We start from the raw sequence: 17,635 nt of genomic DNA on the forward strand, positions 1-17,635 counted from the left end.
CTCCAGAGTTTTAACTTTGAGAACCTGCCCTCTCGCGAGCCGCGCGTATCCCACCCAGCCCATTGCTGCCAAGGCAAAAATTAAACGATCCAGGCCGGGACCGAGGAAGGCCACCAGCGCGATCGCCAACAGAATTCCGGGGAAAGCCATCAAAGAGTTGATGACCACCACCGTCACGAATGTATCCAACTTACCGCCGATGTAGCCGGCACATCCCCCGATTAAAACGCCGGCCGTTACGGAGAGCAGTACAACTGTAGCCCCCACCCGCATACTCACACGGGTGCCTAAAAGGACGCGAGAGAGAATATCACGTCCTAACTCATCGTTTCCAAATGGATGCTTCCAGGACGGACCTTCGAGCCGGTCAACAAGTCTCTGATCCGCCGGATCATACGGCGCCACCCATGGCCCCGCCACAGCCAGGAACGTGAGCACCGTCACAACAATGAAGCCTGCCAGCGCCAGCCTGTTCCGGCGAAAAAACTCAGTCATACCGGATTCGCGGATCGACAACGGAATAAATCAGGTCCGTCGCCAGGTTGACCAGGATGTAGGTCGATGCAATGGCCAGAAAACACCCTTGCGCCAGGGGGTAGTCCCGCGCGCTGATAGCCTGATATGTCAGGCGGCCGATACCGGGCCATGAAAATATGATTTCGGTGATCATCGTTCCTGTCAGCAGCATTCCCGCCTGCAGCCCCAACAACGTTACCACCGGAATAAGGCCGTTTCTCAGCGCGTGGCCGAACAGAACAGCACGGGTTCCCAGCCCTTTCGCCCGGGCCGTCCGAACATAGTCCTGCCGGATCTCTTCCAGCATGGATCCGCGCACCATTCGAACGATCGTCGCGGCGGCGCCTCCTCCCAACGTGATCGCCGGCAGAATCAAATGCAGAAGTCCGTCCCGGCCCGATACAGGCAGGAGCCCGAGCGTGATCGAGAAAAGCAGTATCAGCATCGGCCCGAGCGCAAAGTTCGGCAGCGAGAGGCCCAGGAGACTGACAAAGCCGATGAAATGATCGACCGCCTTGCCGCGGCGAACGGCCGCAATCACCCCGAGCGGCACAGCCATAAGGATGGAAAAAATAATCGACGCCACTGCAAGTTCGATGGTTGCGGGATAACGGCTCATGATCGATTGCGCGACCGTCTCCTGGTTTCGAAACGAAATCCCCAGATCGCCGTGGAGCACGCCTGCCATATATACGCGGTATTGATCCAGGATCGGGCGGTCCAACCCCAATTCATGCCTCAACCGCTCCACCTGAGTCGTCGATGCGCCTTCACCCAGCATCTGAACGACGGGATCCCCGGGCACCAGGTGAATCAATCCGAAAACCAGCGTCACGACAATCCAGATGACAGGGATGGTCAGCAACAGACGCCGGACAATGAACGCGAGCATAAGGGCTTATTCTATTGGAGATTGAAGAGGGAGGATAGGAGCCCCATCTGGGGCTCCTGAGGGGTATTTGAAAGGGAAAATCGAACTAAACTACTTGCCTTAGTCTTAGCAATGCTCGTGCCAAACTATCCATTGCTGTAAATTCAACAAGTTAGGTACGACGTCCAGTCGGCCGGTCCATAAACCTGACGGCTGCTGTTCAACTTCGTATCAATTTTTGACACCGGGTACTCAGCGCAGAAGGCCAGCACTGTACTGAAGCGCGGCATTCTGGATTTGAAACTCGTATTTGGCGCTGAGGTTCTCGATTTCGGCCTGCGTCACATTTAACTGAGCCTGGGTCAGTTCGACAATCGAGGCAAGCCCGAGGTTGTAGCGTCCCTGCGCGAGATCCTGGGCGAGAGTTGCCTGGCGCAGGAACTGCGCCGTAACATCGATGCGCTGAAACGCATTCATGGCACTCGCCCAGGAAACACGCACGTCCCGCGCAATTCGCTCCTGCGCATCGCGAAGCCGTTGTTCGGCCGCGTCGGCTTTATAACGTGCCGCTGCCTGACGCGCGGAGAAAGCGTGACCGTTGAATATAGGGAAATCGAGATTCAGCGCGACGCCTTCGTATCGATTGGGAATGCCCGTGGTGTCGATGTAGGGCAGAAAGCCGGCGGCGCCAAGCAAGGTCAGGCTTGGCCGGCTCAAATCTCTCTCAGCCTCGGCGAACTTGGCGGCCGCGTCGCGAGCGTCGCGAAAACTTGCAATTTCCGGCCGATTGCTGATGGCCTGCATGACGAGCATATCCGCAACAGGCGGCGGACCTTGCGGCAACGGTTCGTCCACGAGCTGGTAATTCAGCTGTTGGTCGGCGCCCATGGCGCGAGTCAGGTCCGCCAGCGAAGACTGCACATCATCCTGAGCTCGAAGCAGCAACAGTTTGGCTTCGGAAACATTCACGTCCGCGAAGCTGACGTCCAGTTGGGATCGAAGATTGTTGTTCGCCAGTGCTGTAACCTGGTCAAGCAACAACTGCCGGTCGGAAACTGTCGCCTGCGCAACGCGGACGACTCCCTGCGCATGCAGCGTGGCGTAATATGCGCGGTTCACCTCCAGCAGCACATCATAACGGGCGGCCTGGTAAGTTTGTGCGGACGCATCCGACTGCAATCTTGAACTGGATACCAGATTCTTCGTCCGGCCGGAATCCGTTACCAGTTGCGAGAAGACGATTCCCTGCCCGAATCGATCGAAGACACGCGTGGCGGACAGGGCGCCCGCGCCTATCCGGGCCGCTGAGTTGCCCTGTGTGCCGGTGAGGTCGGCAGATACCGTCGGGAAATACGGCGCACGCGCCAGGGCGACTTCCTGCGCAGCGTACGCCGCTTCATTTTGAGCGGCCAGCACGTTTGGGTGGTTATTGAGCGCCATGGTTTTGGCCTCATCGAGCGTCAGGCGAACGGGGGCTTGAGCGATAAGAGCAGGACCGCACCACAAGAGAGATAAGACGGACACAAAAAGCGCAAGAAAACGCCGCGGCCGGATCATGCTCTCTCCTGTACGTAATGGTCTTTGCCATGAACAATCAAGTACGCGGCCGGGACGAGAAAGACGGTCAGCAGAACGGAGACGGCCAATCCACCAAGGAGAGCGCGTGCGAGCGGCGCGTAACTTTCGCTTCCTTCGCCCAATTTCAAAGCCATCGGCAGGAGACCGATAATGGTGGCAAGCGAGGTCATGAGAACGGGCCGCAGACGGACGCGGCAACCCAGAGCGACCGCCTCGCGGATCGCCATGCCTTGCGAGATCAGTTCCCGCGTGAATTCGACGATAAGGATGCTGTTAGAAACCGCGATCCCCGTAAGCATCACGACCCCCATGAGTGACATCACGTTCAGTGTCGTGCCCGTCAACCAGAGCGTGATCAGCACTCCCGTCAAACCCGGTGGAACCGCCAGCAGGATCAGCATCGGATCGACAAAACTCTTGAACTGCGCGACCAGGATCAAGTAGAGGAGCACCACCGACAGAATCAACCCGACGGTAAAACTCCGGAACGAAGCGCGCATGCCCTGTACCATTCCGCGCAATGTCACAGTCAGGCCGTCCGGAACTTTGGTTTTACCAATGATCCCGTCAATCCGGTCGGCGATGCCTCCCAATTCCTCTCCCAATGGCCGCACATAAATATCCATGACCCGGCGGATCTGGTAATGATCCACTTCGGTCGGAGACTGCACGCGTTTTATGGAAGTGAAGGCGTCGAGGCGCGCCGGCATGGCGCTTCCCGACGCGCGAACCGGAATTGCCCGAAGATCCGAAAGCGATTTGATCTGGCCTTCGGTGTATTGCACCGTGAGCATGTAATCCTGTCCCGACTTAGGATCGATCCAGAAGCTCGGGGCGATCATCTGGTTACTCGTGAGAGCGGTGATCACATTCCCAACGACCTCCTGCTGGTCGAGTCCAAGTTCGCTGGCCCGAGTGCGGTCAACGTTGAGCTGCAGCGCGGGGTAATCCACGTCCTGAGGAATGTAGACATCAGCCACTCCGGGAATTTTTTGAATTTCGGCTGCGAGATCCACGGCTGTCTTATGAGCGCGGTCCATGTTCGAACCGGCAACCTGGATGTCGATAGGCGCAGGCAAACCGAGATTGAGGACTGCGTCGACGAGCCCGCCAGACTGGAAATAGGTGGCAAGCTCGGGCATTTGTTCGGCAAGGGAGCGCTTCACCTTCTCCATGTACTCATAACTTCCGCCTTTGTGGTCATCCGTCAAAGCAACCTGGATGAATGCCGTGTGTTCCGCGGAATTACTCGTGTAGATCGCCGAAAAATCAGGCGTCATTCCGATGTTGGACAGAATCATTCGGAGATCTTCCTTCGGGATGACCTGCCGGATCAGGGCTTCGGCCCTTGCCACTTCACTCTCGGTCACAGAAATTCGCGATCCGGACGGAGCCTTCAGGTTGATGACGAACATGCCTGCGTCGGTACGGGGAAAGAAAGACAAACCGATCAGCGGAAATATGACAAGGCTTGCCAGAAACGAGCCCAGACACAAGCCGACCGTCAGCAATGGACGGCGCAAAGCACGGCCGACAATCCGGTCGTAGAGCTGTAAAAACGCCTCAAAGCGATCGTTGAACCAGACATTGAAACGTTCGCCCATCCTCCAACGGTTGTCTCTGCTTTTGAGTTCTACCTCAACCGGCTCCTCGGACGCGGGAGTTCCATGATGCGCCGGAGCTTTGATAAACAGCGCGCAGTATAACGGCACGACCGTCATGGCGACGACGAATGACGCCGCAAGGGACAGAATTACCGCGAGAGCCAATGCAGAAAATAAAAATTGGCTCACCCCATACAAAAAGGTGACAGGAAAGAACACCACACCGGTGGTCAAGGTTGCCGACAGCACCGGAAGCGCAACTTCACGGCCGCCATTTTCCGCGGCTACAGCCGGCTTTTCACCCAGTTCAAGATGGCGGTAGATGTTCTCGAGCACAACGACGGAATTGTCGATCAGCCGTGAGAGCGCGAGCGCAAGTCCGCCGAGCACCATGCTGTTCACCGTGCCACCACCCATCGAAAGGGCCATGAACGTCGCGAGAATCGATAAAGGAATCGAGAAGAACACAGCGACCGTCGCCCGCATGCTTCCGAGAAAAATCAGAATCATCAGGGAGGTGAGGAACAGCCCGATCGCGCCTTCGTGGAGCAGCGTCTGAATAGCGGTCTTCACGAAACGCGACTGATCAAAGAGAACATTCGTCACCAGATTTTTCGGCACGTCTACCAGGTGCTGGACCGTATTCCGCACGCCATCGACGACAGCGATGGTATTGGTGTCACCGCCCTGTTTCAGAACAGCCGTATAGACCGAGCGTTTGCCGTCGATACGGACAACGTTGGTCTGAATCTGCTTCGAATCCTTGGCATAGGCCACGTCCGAAACGCGGACGATGGATCCGTCGACGACCTTCAGCGGGAGCCGGCTGATTTCCTCAATAGTCGGAAGCTGGCTGTTGGTGTAGACGCTGTAATCGAGCGGTCCGATCGGGACGTCTCCGGCCGGCAGAATCAAATTCGAGCGATTGACTGTTCGGACCACGTCCATGAGGCTGAGCTGGTGCGCTTCGAGTTTATACGGATCGGCGTAAACCATGATCTGGCGATAGCCGCCGCCGAACGGCTGCGGCACACTCGCGCCGGGAACGGCCGCAATCTGATTTCGGACGACGAATTGCGCGATATCGCGCGATTGCGTTTCGTTGAACCCATCGGCACCGACAGTCACGAGGCACACCGGAAGACTGGAAGCGTCGGACTTCAGGACTACCGGCGGCAGCGTCCCGGGAGGCAATCGCCGCAATTGCGACATTGCCAGGTTGGAAATCGTGCCAACATCGGCGTCTGCATTCGTACCGGGTTGAAAGTAAACGCGAATGATACTCGCGCCGGGCAGCGAGCGCGACTCGATGTGATCGATGCCGCTGGCCAGAGTGAACTGGCGTTCGAACCGGCTTGTAATGTCCGTCTCGATCTGTTCCGGCGGCATGCCGTTATAGAACGTGGCCACAACCACGACCGGTATATTGATGGTCGGAAACATGTCGACCGGCATACGCACAAGCGATGTTCCGCCTAAAACGGCGATGATCAAGCCGACGACGACGATAAAGTAGGGTGTTTGAATTGCAAATCTCGACATGATCTACTCTTTAAGACACCGGCGGCGCAGCACTTTCCGCCAGCTTTGGACGGACCTGCTCGCCCGGCTTGAGGGCGGAGCGATTGCCCGTCACGACCAGATCGCCTTCGCGCAGGCCTGACCGGACTTCGATCTTGTTTTCCGTCTGTGCGCCGAGCTCGATTTTGTGAACTTCGATTCGGTTCTCCGGCGTGACAATGGTGACCTGCCCTGATGTCTCATCGCTACCGAGATCCACTGCCGGAATGGGGACCGTCAACACTCCGCTGCGTTGATCGGTGATGAGATCTGCTTCCGCGTACATTCCAGGAATAAGTACAAGATTCGGATTCGGCACATCGACCTCTGTGTCCATCGTGCGAGTCGCGGTGGCGACCTTGTCTGAAAATCGCTTTACCTGTCCTGGAAATGAGCGGCCGAGCGTCGGTACGCGGATTTCGACTTTCTGTCCGATATGCACCGTCGGCACGATCGATTCGGGCACCGGAAAAATCAGGCGCAACAGGCTGTTTTCCGATATTTTGACCAGCGGCATCGCCTGCGTGCTCGACGAGATTCCGGCCTGGATCATGGCGCCGGTGTCCGCGTACCGTTTTGTGATCACTCCTGTAAACGGCGCCGCCACTCGCGTGTAATCCAGTAATGTTTTGACTTTCTGAAGGTCCGCCTGCCCGACCTGTACTTGTTGCTCGGCGGCGGCAACACTCGATTTTGCCGCGCTGACCTGGGCCTCAGCGACCAGATCTTTGCTCTGCGCGTCATCGATCTCCTGCTGCGCGATGAGTCCCGCCCTTTGTTTTGCGACCTGGGCCAGCCGCGTGTAAGAAAGGTGCGCAATGTTGTAAGAGGATTCCGCCCGCTTTAATTCGTCCCGGGCCCGTGCCAGCTCCGCCCCATCACGATTGAATTGAGACTGCGCTCGCGCCTGATCGTCAGCCATCTCGGGAATCTCGATAATGGCAAGGATCTGCCCTTCCTGGACGCGGTCGCCGACATCGACATTGATTTTTTTCACATATCCCGCGACTTTCGCCATTACTTCGACTTCTTGATACGGCTTGAATTCGGCTGTCAGCACCACCTTGTGCGACATGTCGTCGACGGTCGCTTTCGCGACGGCGACCGTCGGTGAGTCGGGAGCTTTCGCCTCTTCGGCCTGCGCTGGAGTTCTCGCGCACGACGAGAGAAGAAGGGCAGCCAGTCCGATCGCCATAAAATATACAACCTGGATACGACGAGTCCTGTTCAACTCCATCACCTCAAATGCTCTGGTTTTTCCGGATTGCATCCGCGAGTTTATCCGCAGAAAAGTCGGCGGACGTACAGACTTGCACAATCCTCTGATCCTTCACTCGTATCTCCGCTGCAACGGCGGGAATTTCGGCTGCAAGATCGAGGGGAATCGAAACAACCCCGTGGCAGTCCGCATAGAGCAGGTCACCAGTCCGGATTTCCAGGCCAAGGATGTCCACCGGTTCGCCATAATCTATCAAATGCATATAGGAATGTGAGACGGAAACGAAAGGCGCGAACATCGGAAAGCCAAGACGTGTTACGGCCGGCAGATCCCTGACGGCAGCATTTGTAATAAGGCCGGAAAAGCGGAATGCCTTGAGGATCGCGGCATGCACTTCTCCAACAGCGGCGCCGCTGCCGGGACCGGGGTCCATATCCTGTATCACCGATATGCGCGGAATGGGAAGCCGATCCACGGAGCCCCACCAGTCTGTTCGTTCAACATACGGAGCGCCCGTCATCGAAGGATTTGAGAAACGGATCCGGCTGGTGGCCGCATAGCCCAAGAGACGAGTGTCGCCGCCCGTCATGCATCGCAGCCCGGGACGCGTGAAACCCTCGTTGCGGAGCCGGACCCGGAAATGCTCAATTGCGTTCGCGATCGTACAGGTGTCGAACTGTTGGATAGCCTCAAATTGCTCAGATGACAAGATCATTACCAGAGCTACGGTAAACGGTGGACCTGCCCCGGCCATATACCAAGTGAGGAGTATTTTTGAGACAATGAACAGGTAGAAGCGTTATTTTGGCCTTTTCCTGCGTTAGCCTGCAAAGATGCACACGATTTCCCGTTCGGAAGGCCTCCGCTCCACATCCGATATGGGTTTAAATCGCAGATTTGACCGCCTTGTCTTGAGCACCCGCCTTGCGCTCGTGGCGGGTTTCGGCGGGCTGCTTGTAATCATTACACTGGCCGGTATCGATACGATTCGCGTCCTCGAGGAGATCCGGCATAACGGCGAACAAATCCGGCAGGATTTTCTGGCCCGCAACCATGCGCTAAACAATATTCGGTCCGATGTATACCTTTCCGGCACCTATGTGCGGGATTACCTGCTCGAACCGGAAACCGAGCGCGCCGAATCCTACCGCTCCACCTTGGAACAAGTTCGAACCGGTATCGATTCCGCTCTGGCGGAGTATGGAAACAGGCTCGATCCGCAGGAAAGCAGGGACTATGCGGCACTGAAAGTCGAACTGGCACGGTACTGGGATGTTCTCGGCCCGGTGTTGAAGCTCAATGCGCGTGAACGCAAGCAACGAGGCTATGCCTTTTTGCGGGATGAAGTCTTCCCACGCCGCACCGCCATGCTCGATATCGCAAATCGAATCGCATCCATCAACGAACAACAACTGAACTCCGGCAACACGCGGGACGCCGGGCTCCTTTCAAGTTTTCAAACGCGCCTCACTCTGACGCTTGTTGTTACGCTGGTGTTGGGCCTGGCCCTGGCCATTTTCAGCATGCGCCGGATTCTCAGTCTCGAATCGAAGGCGCATCGACAGTATCAAGATGTGGCCGAAGCGCGACGGCAGCTTGAAAATCTGTCCGCCAGGCTCGTCCAGGCTCAAGAGACAGAGCGCCGGTCGCTGTCTCGCGAGTTGCACGATGAAGTGGGCCAGGCGCTCTCTGCCGTGCTGGTGGAATTGCGCAACCTGTCCACAGGACTTGCCACCCAATCTGAAGAGCAATTATGCAGACATGTGGAAACGATCAAAGGCCTTGTCGAGAATACCGTCCGTACCGTCCGGAATATGTCGCTGCTTCTCAGGCCGTCGATGCTGGACGATCTTGGTCTGATTCCCGCGCTCCGGTGGCAGGCGCGTGAGGTCTCGAGGCAGACGTGTATCGATGTAACGGTGTCCACCGATCTCGCCTCGGATAATTTGCCGGATGAATATAAAACGTGTATCTACCGCGTCGTTCAGGAAGCGCTCCGCAATTCTTCGCGTCATTCACATGCCACCGCAGTGCGCATACAGGTGCGCCAGGAACCACAACACCTTACGCTCTCCATCAGGGATAACGGCAAGGGTTTCGATATAAAACAATCGAAAGGTCTGGGCCTGCTCGGTATCGGAGAGCGGGTGGCACATCTGGGCGGCAGGTGTATGATCAATTCCGAACCCGGCAGCGGCACCGCTATCGCCATCGATCTCCCATTCACACCAAATCATCAGGATGTAAAAGAGAGTGAAACAAATTCGCATCTTGCTGGCGGATGACCACAATGTGATGAGGGCTGGCCTGAAACTCCTGCTGGAGAAACAGGCCGGCTTCAAGGTGGTCAGTGAAGCTTCGGATGGGCATCAGGCGATCGAGAATGCGCTGACCACGCGGCCGGACGTCATCGTACTCGATATCGCCATGCCCAAATTGACCGGTATCGAGGCCGCGCAGCGGATCAGTGCGCAATTGCCGCAGACGTCCATCATTATCCTGAGCATGCATTCCGACGAAGGATACGTCCTGCGCGCTCTGAAGGCCGGCGCGCGGGGCTACCTGCTCAAAGATTCGGCGGAAAGCGACCTCATCGAAGCCATCAAAGCCGTCAGCGAAGGGAAGGCCTTCTTCAGCCCCGAAATCAGCAAAGTCCTGGCCGAGGACTACGTTCGCGAGATCAAAATGCGCGGCGTCGAAGACAGTTATGATCTGCTGACCCCGCGGGAAAAAGACCTCCTGCAACTGCTGGTCGAGGGACGCTCGAATAAAGATATCGCCGGCATGCTCAATCTTAGCCTTTACACGGTCGAAACCCATCGGCGGAACCTGCAGAACAAACTGAATCTTCACAGCTTCCCGGAATTGATCCTTTACGCGGTCCGTAAGGGAATAATCTCCTAGCCGCAGATGATGCAGATACCTGCCGTTTCGCCCAGGAATACCGTGAAATTGGTATAGCAACCGTCCCGCCCTCTTTATACAGTTTTGTGACATGAGAAAAATAATTCTGCTCACCATTTTCTGCACACTCGTCTCGACGGCGGCGTTCTCCCAGGACAATGAGATACCGCATAACGATGTGAACTTCTCCGTGGGCGCCGGCGTTCCGACCGGTTCGGATACGAGCTATCTCACCAACGCGCCGATGATTGCTCTGATGTACGGCTACCGCTTCAACCGGTTCATTCAGGCCGAAAGCGGATTCCAGATGGCCTTTGGCGCAGCGAACAACCAGAACGCCGAGGAATCCGAGTTCGGAACCGTTCAGGGCGGTGATCATGAGCTGATGTTTCCGTTCAGCGGCAGATTCTACGTTCCTCTGCCTCTTGAAAAATGGCAGCTTTCGCTAGGCGGCGGGGGCGCCTATCTCCACTATGCGGAAACTGCCGTCAACGCCCAGGGTAGTCCCTGTTTCACATGCACGACGCGGGGCGGATGGGGCACCCAGGGGTTTCTCACGATCCGGTACCTCATCGGCGACAACTTCTACGTCGGAACAACGGCGCAAGTTGTTTCGGCCCATATCAACGGCGATGCAGTCGGCAATGTCCCTGCGATCAGCACGACGGATCAATGGACCAACGTATTGTTCAATCTCGGCTTCAGGTTCTGATTCCGGCCTGGAATATGGATATGAGACTGATTTCCAGTTTGCTGTTGGCGTGCAGCCTGGTCTTGTGGGCTCCGGCGGCCGCACATGGACAGCGGACGGGTTTCTCGATCGGAATGCCGTCCTCGGCGCCTTCCTCCGGCGCATCCGGATCCGCTCAAGCCCACGCTCCGGCGATGCCTCCACTCCCGGGGCCGCTGCCTTCGGTTTCGACAAACTCGGCGGGACAGATGAAATCCTTGAATCTGTCTTCGACGCATCTGACGCCGCCGGCCGTGAACTTGTTCGCGCCGGCGGTGGCGGGACGCCCCGGAATTCTGCCGCAAGTGCCGTACGCGATGGATCCGATTGCCGGCCGAAGCACGATTTCGATAGCATTGGATAAGCCGGGCATGTGCGCGCAGCGGCCCTGAAGCGCAGGTAGCCGCGGGCTAAAGGCAGGCTAAAGGCCGGCGCCCGCGTGCCCAACCCTCTCACTCTCCAGCTGAACGCCCCAGGGTTCTTCCTGGCCGGTGTCGTCAAATTGAACAGGCTCATAAAGGAAACGTCAATGAGACAGGCATGAATTCGGGAGACTCAGACAAAAGCCGACATCAATACCGGACCACTCTGGATAAAATCGCCGTGGTCCCGAGTGTAAAGGGCCCGCTGAGGTCGTGTGAAAATGTCGCAAGCTTTCGACCTGACCGATCGCAGACAAGCACAGGCGGCGAAGCGTCTTCTCGCATCTGTCGTGGAATCCTCCGCCGACGGCATCATCAGCGAGGACCTGAACGGTATCGTGACGAGCTGGAACAGGGGCGCCGAGCGAATGTTCGGCTACTCCGCGGAAGAAATCATTGGCCGCACAATTTCTATAATCGTCCCTTCCGGAACCGGGAGTGAGATACCTGGCGTGCTGGAGGCCATAAAACGAGGAGAGGCGATCGAGCAATACGAAACTGTCCGGATGGCAAAGAACGGGAAGCTGATAAATGTATCCATAACATGGTCGCCGCTCTACGACTCGGAAGGGCGCGTTGCGGGCGCATCCAAGGTGGTCCGCGACATTAGCGAGCGCAAGCAGATGGAAGAGCAGCGGATGGAATTGATCGCAAAGGAACGGGCGCTTGCCATGGAAAGAGCGCTGCGCGAGACGGAGGCCGAGCTTGCTCGCGTCGCTCGGGCTTTATCCGTGGGCGAACTGACAACGTCGATTGCTCACGAGATCAATCAGCCGCTCGCCGGCGTGGTCACCAATGCGGAAGCGGGACTCCGCTGGCTAAGCCGTGAGACACCGAACATCGAAAAAGCCAAGGCATCGTTGGCGCTGATCGTCAGGGACGGGAACCGGGCCAGCGCTGTGATCCGGGGGATTCGTGAACTCTTGACAAAGGAACGCCCGCAGACCACATCACTCGACATTAACGAAGTCATCAGGGAAGTGCTTGCACTCGCGCACGCCGAATTGACGAAACGAGGAATCACTCCGTATTCCGAACTTGCGCCGGATCTTCCGCCGGTTCTCAGTGATCGAGTCCAACTACAGCAGGTCATCTTGAACCTGATTATGAACAGTGCTGACGCCATGGCCTCGATAGACAGACCAAAGGAACTCTTCATAACATCACAAAAGCCTATTGACAGCGGCGTTTTGGTAACGGTGCGAGACTCCGGCATAGGCATCCATCCCCAGGACGTGGACCTCATCTTCGAACCTTTCTTTACGACCAAGCCGGCGGGAATCGGAATGGGCCTAGCGTTGAGCCGTTCGATCGTTGAGTCGCATGGCGGCAGAATCTGGCCGCAATTGAACGAAGGTCCCGGCCTGACGGTGCAATTCAGCCTGCCGGCGGCCGCCGCCGAACAGAAATTCGCTGCTGCGAGCAAACTGTGAGTCTCGACACCTCCGCAGTTTTTGTGGTCGAAGACGATGTTTCTGTGCGGGAAGCATTGAAAAACCTATTCGGCTCGGTCGGGCTGAACGTCAAAACCTTTAGAGCTGCGGACGAGTTTCTGGCTAAGCAGCAGCCGGACGTGCCGGGTTGTCTTGTATTGGACGTCCGTCTTCCTGGCGCCAGCGGACTCGATTTGCAGCAAGAACTCGTGAAGGCGAATATCCAGATGCCGATCGTCTTCCTCACTGGATACGGCGACATTCCAATGTCGGTTCAGGCGATGAAGGCTGGTGCGGTGGACTTTCTCACCAAACCTTTCCGCGACCAGGATTTGCTGGATGCGGTTAAGCAAGCGATCGAGCGGGATCGCGCGGCGCGGACAGAACAATCCCAACTTATGGAATTACGCGCCCGCTACAAGTCATTGTCACCCCGCGAGCAGGAAGTAATGGCGTTGGTGATTCGAGGCCTGCTCAACAAGCAGACCGCCGCTGAGTTGGGTAAAACGGAACAGACCATAAAACTGCATCGAGGCAGGGTGATGCACAAAATGAAAGCGGAATCGCTCGCGGATCTCGTCAAGATGGCGCAAAAGCTTGGCGTTTGAACTCCTCTCCCCTGCCACGCGTGGAGCACGGATCCGGCTATACGAAAGTCTAGTTTCACTACCCAAAGGCAGAGTCATCATCCATCCCGCTGTGGAGCTAACATGTGTCGAGAATCTGAAGGCAAAGGATCGTAAAACATTGAGACACGGAGTTTCTTAAATGCCACGATTTGACCGTCGATACGCCGCGGGACTTCAGGTCGCGATTTGGCTCAGCCTGGCTCTCGTCTTCGTGGCGGATCTGGCTACCCCTCTCGGTATTTCGGTTTGGGTGCTTTACCTCGTCCCGCTGATCGTATGTTTATTCGGATGGCGGCCGGCAATGCCGGTTATTGTTTCCGTACTCACCACGGTCCTGATCGTCCTTGGATTTTTTCTCAAGCCGCCGGGAATCGCGCCATCGATTGCCATACTCGACCGGGTCTTTGGCGTTACGGTCGTCTGGACGGTCGGCATCACGGGGCACCAACTCCTTAAGAACAAGCTGATCGTCAGCGAACAAAACTGGTTGCGTGACGGCCAGAACCGGCTTGGGGCTCACATGCAGGGCGAGCAGGTCCTGCATGCATTAGGCGATAAAGTGATCCGCTTTCTAAGCGAGTATCTTAACGCTCAGGTTGGCGCGATTTACGTCCGATCGGAAGAGGGTGTGTTTGAGCGTTTTGCCTCTTATGCGCTAGACCTGGCGCTGGCTCCGGGGAACGAAAGAATTCTGCCGGGTGCAGGCCTGTCCGGACAAGTGATTAAAGACCGCCGGGCGTTTGTGCTGAAGGAATTACCTGCGGATTACATGCGCATCTCCTCCACTCTGGGCAATTCCAAACCGGCGGCTCTCATCGTGGTTCCTGCGCTCGCCGAAGGCGAAGTGGAGGCTGTTATCGAGCTCGGTTTTATTACAGAAACCGATGCCTTGGATGTGAACTTCCTGGAACTCGTGGGCGAATCCATCGGTATGGCAGTTCGGGCATCGAAATATCGCACGCGGCTCGAAGAATTGCTGGAAGAGACGCAGCGTCAGGCTGATGAGCTTCAGGCTCAAAGCGAGGAATTGCGGGTATCCAACGAAGAACTCGAGTCGCAGAGCCGTGCATTAAGAGAATCTCAGAAGCTCCAGGACTCACAACAATCGGAACTGGAAGCAACGAACACCCAGCTCGAAGAAACCAACGCGCAACTTGAGGAACAAAAGCGCGTCCTGGAAGCCCAGAAGCTCGAACTCAGCGGCGCCGACGCTGCCCTTCGCGAACGAGCGGAGGAACTGGCTCGCGCCAGCCAGTATAAGTCCGAATTCCTGGCCAACATGAGCCACGAGTTGCGCACTCCATTAAACAGCTCATTGATCCTTTCGAAACTTCTCGCGGATAACAAATCGGGCAATCTCACGGACGAACAGGTGAAGTTCGCCAATACGATCTATTCCGCCGGCAACGATCTCTTGAATCTGGTTAACGACATTTTGGATCTTTCGAAAATTGAGGCCGGCGGGGTGCAAGTTCAGCCGGATACCGTTTCCATTGCCCGGTTGACGGATAGTCTGGTTCAGACATTCCAACCGGTGGCCGCAGAACGGAAGTTGTCGTTCACTGTGGAGACCGATAGCAACACGCCGGCGTTCCTGATCACTGATCCGCAGCGTCTCCGGCAGGTTTTGAACAACCTGCTCTCCAACGCATTCAAGTTCAGTGAAAAGGGCGGCGTCTCCGTGCGTGTATCCACGGCGCCAAACGACGCTGTTGCCTTTGCCGTGAAGGACACCGGCATCGGCATACCTCAGGAACAGCAGCAGGTGATATTCGACGCGTTCCGGCAGGCGGACGGCAGCACTCAGCGCAAATACGGAGGCACCGGTCTTGGGCTCTCCATTTCGCAGGATCTGGCGACGCTGTTGGGAGGCAAAATCCTTGTCGAAAGCGCCGTCGGCGAGGGAAGCACATTCAGCCTCATCGTGCCCCGCGAATCTCCTGCACAACCGGCGGACCGGAAAATGGCGGCAAGAGCGGCAACCGCAGTAGTGAACCGGCACGAACCACTCAGGCGGGAACCGCCGGTGGCGCCAAGCCCCAAGCCGGCTCCCGCTGTTTACGTAGAGGATGACCGGTCGAAGCTCCACACGGGTCAGGGAACGCGAACGCTGCTGGTGATCGAAGACGATGAGCGTTTCGCCCGTATTCTCTACGATCTCGCGCATGAGGTTGGTTTTCAATGTGTGATTGCGGGCACCGCAGCCGACGGCCTTGCGCTCGTCCGCGAAATTCAGCCGAGCGCGGTGATTCTGGATATGCGCTTGCCGGATCAATCCGGTCTCTACGTTCTCGATCAACTGAAGCGCACGCCGGCCACCCGCCATATTCCGGTTCATGTTGTTTCTGTTGCGGATAACACCTGTACGGCGCGGGAACTGGGTGCGGTCGGGTACGCGATCAAACCCGTTAAACGTGAAGAGCTGATTTCCGCGCTCCGCAAACTGGAATCGAAGCTGGACCAGACTGTCCGCCGCATTTTGATTGTCGAAGACGACGATCGCCAGCGCGAAAGCATTCAACGGCTGCTCGAAAGCCCCGGCGTGCAGCTTACGGCTGTGGCCTCGGCGGCGGAAACACTCGAACAACTTCGAGCGGCCACCTTCGACTGCGTTGTAATGGATCTCGGCCTGAATGACATGACCGGATACGACCTTCTGGATCGAATGGCAAATGAAGAGGCGTATTCATTTCCGCCGGTGATCATATATACAGGCCGTGTACTGGAGCCGTTGGATGAACAGCGGCTTCGACGCTACTCGCAGTCCATCATTATCAAGGGCGCCCGCTCTCCAGAGAGACTCCTGGATGAGGTTACGCTCTTTCTGCATCAGGTGGAGTCGAGACTTCCCGCCGACCAGCAGCGGATGCTGCGTCTGGTACGCGACCGCGACAGCGTTCTTGAAGGACGGCGGATACTGGTGGTCGAAGATGACGTCCGCAGCATTTTCGCCATTACGAGCATTCTTGAACCTAAGGGAGCGAAGATCGAGATTGCCCGCAACGGAAAAGAAGCGATTGAAATTGTCGAGCGCGGCCTGAAGCAAAAGCCGATTCCAAGCGCAGGCCTCGCCAGTGAATCAGGCCCGATCGATCTTGTGTTGATGGATATCATGATGCCCGAAATGGATGGGCTGACGGCGACCCGGCAAATCCGGAGCAGAGGTGAATTTGCGCGTCTTCCGATTATTGCGCTCACTGCCAAGGCAATGCCGGACGATCGCGAGCAATGCATTGCCGCCGGCGCCAACGACTACATCTCAAAACCCCTGGATGTGGATAAGCTCGTCTCGTTAACCCGTGTATGGATGCCCAAGTCATGAAAGTCAAAACGGACGCCCGGCAAGATGCCCGCATCGATATTGAAACAGAACTCCTGCTGGAAGCGATCTACCGGAAATACCACTATGATTTTCGCGGGTATGTGCGGCCGCCCTTGCAGCGCAGACTTGCAGAAGCGCTTCCAAAGTTCGGCTGTCGTACATTGTCAGCGCTTCAGGACCGGCTCATTCATGACCCGATGGTGTTGTCGGCGGTGTTGGATCGCCTGACGATACAGTTCAGCGAAATGTTTCGCGATCCTTCTTACTTCCGTTCCCTGAGGGAAGATGTAATGCCGATCCTCCGCACGTATCCTTCATTGAAGGTCTGGTGTGCAGGCTGCGGTTCCGGTGAAGAGGCTTATTCGCTGGCCATTCTGTTCCGAGAGGAAGGATTACTGGAACGAACCACAATCTACGCGACGGACATCAATCGCGACGCTCTGAGAAAGGCCGAAGCTGGTATTTATAATATCGAGCGAATGCCCGCCTTCAGCAGGAATTATCAGCAGACAGGCGCATCGGGATCGCTCTCTGACTATTACACTGCGGCGTATGGGGCGGTCACATTGGACAAATCATTGCAGCGTCATATTCTTTTCGCGGACCACAGCCTTGCCACCGATCAGGTATTCTCAGAAGTGCATTTCGTTTCGTGCCGCAATGTCCTCATTTATTTTGACCGGGAGCTTCAATCGCATTGTTTTGGACTGTTCGACGAATCGCTATGCCACAGAGGGTTCCTCGGTCTTGGAGCCCAGGAAACGTTGCGCTCCGCGAAATGGGCAAATCGTTTTGAACCGGTCGCCGTCAAGGACCGGATTTTTCGCAAAATACGATGAGGGCTCTC

General features: G+C 56.6%; 14 protein-coding genes. 8 read left to right on the top strand and 6 right to left on the bottom strand.

Annotation, left to right across the window (positions count from 1 at the left end):
* From VGK48_06120 to VGK48_06145, 6 genes are all read right to left on the bottom strand, one after another.
* Window positions 1-495: ABC transporter permease (locus VGK48_06120; protein HEY2380744.1), on the bottom strand; the 495-nt coding region annotated here is incomplete at its 3' end.
* Window positions 488-1,408 carry an ABC transporter permease gene (locus VGK48_06125; GenBank protein HEY2380745.1) on the bottom strand — a complete coding sequence of 307 codons (921 nt, stop codon included), beginning with the start codon at window positions 1,406-1,408 and terminating at the stop codon, window positions 488-490. The genes VGK48_06125 and VGK48_06120, both read right to left, overlap by 8 nt.
* A gap of 231 nt (window positions 1,409-1,639) precedes the next feature.
* Window positions 1,640-2,944, bottom strand: coding sequence for a TolC family protein (locus VGK48_06130; GenBank protein ID HEY2380746.1), 1,305 nt, complete (start codon window positions 2,942-2,944; stop codon window positions 1,640-1,642).
* Complete coding sequence (locus VGK48_06135; GenBank protein HEY2380747.1) at window positions 2,941-6,111, bottom strand: efflux RND transporter permease subunit; 3,171 nt, start codon at window positions 6,109-6,111, stop codon at window positions 2,941-2,943. Before VGK48_06135 ends, VGK48_06130 begins: the two co-directional genes overlap by 4 nt.
* Window positions 6,112-6,121: 10 nt before the next feature.
* Entirely contained in the window at window positions 6,122-7,324 is a 1,203-nt protein-coding gene (locus VGK48_06140; GenBank protein ID HEY2380748.1) for an efflux RND transporter periplasmic adaptor subunit, read from the bottom strand.
* A gap of 46 nt (window positions 7,325-7,370) precedes the next feature.
* The gene (locus VGK48_06145; GenBank protein HEY2380749.1) at window positions 7,371-8,063 is read right to left on the bottom strand and encodes an RraA family protein; all 693 of its coding nucleotides are present in this window, start codon (window positions 8,061-8,063) and stop codon (window positions 7,371-7,373) included.
* Between the two features lie 118 nt (window positions 8,064-8,181).
* Between VGK48_06145 and VGK48_06150 the strand changes: the two genes are divergently transcribed.
* The 8 genes from VGK48_06150 (at window position 8,182) to VGK48_06185 (ending at window position 17,627) form a co-directional block, all read left to right on the top strand.
* Entirely contained in the window at window positions 8,182-9,633 is a 1,452-nt protein-coding gene (locus tag VGK48_06150; protein HEY2380750.1) for an MCP four helix bundle domain-containing protein, read from the top strand.
* Window positions 9,602-10,252 carry a response regulator transcription factor gene (locus VGK48_06155; protein HEY2380751.1) on the top strand — a complete coding sequence of 217 codons (651 nt, stop codon included), beginning with the start codon at window positions 9,602-9,604 and terminating at the stop codon, window positions 10,250-10,252. The genes VGK48_06150 and VGK48_06155 overlap by 32 nt, the downstream gene beginning before the upstream one ends.
* Window positions 10,253-10,343: 91 nt before the next feature.
* Entirely contained in the window at window positions 10,344-10,964 is a 621-nt protein-coding gene (locus VGK48_06160) for a hypothetical protein (GenBank protein HEY2380752.1), read from the top strand.
* Window positions 10,965-10,984: 20 nt separating this feature from the next.
* Window positions 10,985-11,374: a hypothetical protein gene (locus VGK48_06165; GenBank protein ID HEY2380753.1), complete on the top strand. Its 390-nt coding sequence runs from the start codon at window positions 10,985-10,987 to the stop codon at window positions 11,372-11,374.
* Window positions 11,375-11,625: 251 nt separating this feature from the next.
* A complete protein-coding gene (locus VGK48_06170; protein HEY2380754.1) occupies window positions 11,626-12,837 on the top strand; it encodes a PAS domain S-box protein in 1,212 nt (403 codons plus the stop codon).
* Window positions 12,834-13,445: a response regulator transcription factor gene (locus VGK48_06175; protein HEY2380755.1), complete on the top strand. Its 612-nt coding sequence runs from the start codon at window positions 12,834-12,836 to the stop codon at window positions 13,443-13,445. The genes VGK48_06170 and VGK48_06175 overlap by 4 nt, the downstream gene beginning before the upstream one ends.
* 160 nt (window positions 13,446-13,605) lie before the next feature.
* The gene (locus VGK48_06180) at window positions 13,606-16,788 is read left to right on the top strand and encodes a response regulator (protein ID HEY2380756.1); all 3,183 of its coding nucleotides are present in this window, start codon (window positions 13,606-13,608) and stop codon (window positions 16,786-16,788) included.
* A complete protein-coding gene (locus VGK48_06185) occupies window positions 16,785-17,627 on the top strand; it encodes a CheR family methyltransferase (GenBank protein ID HEY2380757.1) in 843 nt (280 codons plus the stop codon). Before VGK48_06180 ends, VGK48_06185 begins: the two co-directional genes overlap by 4 nt.
* Window positions 17,628-17,635: the final 8 nt, after the last annotated feature.

The organism is Terriglobia bacterium, assembly GCA_036496425.1.
Classification (GTDB): Bacteria; Acidobacteriota; Terriglobia; order 20CM-2-55-15; family 20CM-2-55-15; genus 20CM-2-55-15.

What these genes read in the sequence shown, in the direction of transcription:
- VGK48_06125 (HEY2380745.1), bottom strand. Translation starts at nt 1,408, where the DNA reads ATGCTCGCGTTCATTGTCCGGCGTCTGTTGCTGACCATCCCTGTCATC.
- VGK48_06130 (HEY2380746.1), bottom strand. Translation starts at nt 2,944, where the DNA reads ATGATCCGGCCGCGGCGTTTTCTTGCGCTTTTTGTGTCCGTCTTATCT.
- VGK48_06135 (HEY2380747.1), bottom strand. Translation starts at nt 6,111, where the DNA reads ATGTCGAGATTTGCAATTCAAACACCCTACTTTATCGTCGTCGTCGGC.
- VGK48_06140 (HEY2380748.1), bottom strand. Translation starts at nt 7,324, where the DNA reads ATGGCGATCGGACTGGCTGCCCTTCTTCTCTCGTCGTGCGCGAGAACT.
- VGK48_06145 (HEY2380749.1), bottom strand. Translation starts at nt 8,063, where the DNA reads ATGATCTTGTCATCTGAGCAATTTGAGGCTATCCAACAGTTCGACACC.
- VGK48_06150 (HEY2380750.1), top strand. Translation starts at nt 8,182, where the DNA reads ATGCACACGATTTCCCGTTCGGAAGGCCTCCGCTCCACATCCGATATG.
- VGK48_06160 (HEY2380752.1), top strand. Translation starts at nt 10,344, where the DNA reads ATGAGAAAAATAATTCTGCTCACCATTTTCTGCACACTCGTCTCGACG.
- VGK48_06165 (HEY2380753.1), top strand. Translation starts at nt 10,985, where the DNA reads ATGAGACTGATTTCCAGTTTGCTGTTGGCGTGCAGCCTGGTCTTGTGG.
- VGK48_06170 (HEY2380754.1), top strand. Translation starts at nt 11,626, where the DNA reads ATGTCGCAAGCTTTCGACCTGACCGATCGCAGACAAGCACAGGCGGCG.
- VGK48_06180 (HEY2380756.1), top strand. Translation starts at nt 13,606, where the DNA reads ATGCCACGATTTGACCGTCGATACGCCGCGGGACTTCAGGTCGCGATT.
- VGK48_06185 (HEY2380757.1), top strand. Translation starts at nt 16,785, where the DNA reads ATGAAAGTCAAAACGGACGCCCGGCAAGATGCCCGCATCGATATTGAA.